This window comes from Actinosynnema sp., assembly GCF_052038725.1.
In genome coordinates this window covers 1-1,676 of record NZ_JBQGCX010001274.1, presented here as the reverse complement: position 1 = coordinate 1,676, position 1,676 = coordinate 1, and the positions used below count along the sequence as shown (strand labels likewise).

2 protein-coding genes and 2 pseudogenes are annotated in these 1,676 nt (G+C 72.3%); all 4 read left to right on the top strand.

Annotated features, from left to right (window positions below):
* Positions 1-240, top strand: a pseudogene (locus ACTUAL_RS26925) (hypothetical protein); the annotation flags it as partial.
* Positions 241-420: 180 nt separating this feature from the next.
* On the top strand, positions 421-783 hold the full coding sequence (locus ACTUAL_RS26920) for an STAS domain-containing protein (RefSeq protein WP_096491692.1): 363 nt from the start codon (positions 421-423) through the stop codon (positions 781-783).
* A 132-nt stretch (positions 784-915) separates the two neighbouring features.
* Positions 916-1,293 (top strand): ATP-binding protein, encoded by a 378-nt coding sequence (locus tag ACTUAL_RS26915; protein WP_096491693.1) that lies wholly within the window; start codon positions 916-918, stop codon positions 1,291-1,293.
* Positions 1,294-1,478: 185 nt separating this feature from the next.
* Positions 1,479-1,676 (top strand): annotated as a pseudogene (locus tag ACTUAL_RS26910) (ABC transporter substrate-binding protein); the annotation flags it as partial.

Genomic DNA, 1,676 nt, shown 5'->3' with positions numbered 1-1,676 from the left:
CAGGCGCTGCCGGAGGACGCGGGGCGCCTGGTGGACCACCTCGCCGCCTCGCTCTACGTCGACGACCCCGAGCTGTTCGGGTCCTTCGTGGACTGGAACGCCGACGCGCAAGCCGCGCGCGGCGTCCCGGTGGCGGCCTCGGAGGCGGCTGTGAACGCCATGTCGCGGGTGCTCGGGGACCACCCGCGCGCGCTCGTGCACCTCGATCACGGGCTGAGCGTGCTGCGAACGGGTTCCTGAGCCGCGCCCGCGCTGCCGAGCCGCGCGAGACCGCGGACCGCCGCACCCCGGCCCCGGTCGCGGCTCCGCCTGCTCGGTTCTTCCAGCCTGCGTCGTGCCACCACCCCACAGGTGTGATCTCCTTGAGGGGCCACGGCGGCTCTGCACCGCCGTCGTGGGCGATACCTGGGATGAGGTGTGATGACGTCTGCACGGCGGACCGAGGGGTTGAAGACGTCCACCCGCCAGCTCGACGGCGGCGTGGTGGTGTTCGAGGCGGTGGGGGAGGTGGACATCTCCACGGCGGACGACCTGCGCGAACCGCTGGTCGACCTGGCCGGGGGGATCGCGGCGGGCGGCGTGCTCGTCACCGACCTCAGCGGGATCGCGTTCTTCTCCTCGCCGGGCATCGAGGCGCTGCTGATCGCGGACAAGCGGGTGCGCGCGGCGGGTGGGCGGTTGCGGGTGGTCACCTCGCCGGTGGTGCGCAGGGCGCTGGTCGCGGTGGGGCTGCGCCAGGCGCTGGACATGCGCGACGCGCTCGACGACGCGTTGCGCGGTTGACCAGGTGTCGAACGGACCAGGACCGGTCACCCGTGAGCTGACGACCGAGGCGAACGCCCGACAGCGAGGTTGCCCGTGCTAGCCGAACCGCCCAACACACCGGGGTCCGACCCCGCGCCGGGTACCGGGGCGGTGGCCGCGCTGGACGTGGCGGTCGACTGCTCCGACCTCGCCGGGATGCGCCGAGGCGTCCGCGAGGCGCTGACCGACCTGGACAACCTGTTCGTGCAGGACGTCGAGCTGATCTGCACCGAGCTGGTGGCGAACGCGTGCGACCACGCGGGCTCCCCGCGCAGGCTCGTGCTGCTGCGCCAGGAGTTCGACGGCCTGCCCGAGGTGGTCGTCCAGTCCCACGACGGCAGCCCGGAGGCCGCGCCGCGCCTGGGCGTCTCCGCGCTCGGGCCGCACCGCGGCCACGGCATGAAGATGGTCGAGTCGCTGTGCCGCGACTGGGGCGTGCGCGTCGACGGGGCGACCAAGGTGGTGTGGGCGGCGCTGCGCGTGCCGTGACCGGGGTCCACACCGGACACCCGGTGAGCACCGCCCCGACTCCTCCCCGATCGCTTGTGAACCGATTCAACGCGGAACGCCGAACCCCGTCCCCCGGAAGTTAGATTCTCTAACGAAGAGGGTTGACGGGGTGATCTGGCTCACCTACTTTGGCTTGAACCGATTCAACCAGAGGAGTGAGGTCGATGTCACGACTGGCTCGCCGGGCGGGCGTTCCGCTCACTGCGGCGCTGCTGTTATCCGCGGCGCTCGCGGGGTGCGGCGGCGGCGCCTCGGACGACGGGTCGGTGACGCTCCGGTTCGTCTGGTGGGGCAACGAGGACCGCGCCAAGGTGACCAACCAGGCCGTCGAGGAGTTCCAGCGCCGCAACCCCGGGATCGAG

What these genes read in the sequence shown, in the direction of transcription:
- ACTUAL_RS26920 (WP_096491692.1), top strand. Translation starts at nt 421, where the DNA reads ATGACGTCTGCACGGCGGACCGAGGGGTTGAAGACGTCCACCCGCCAG.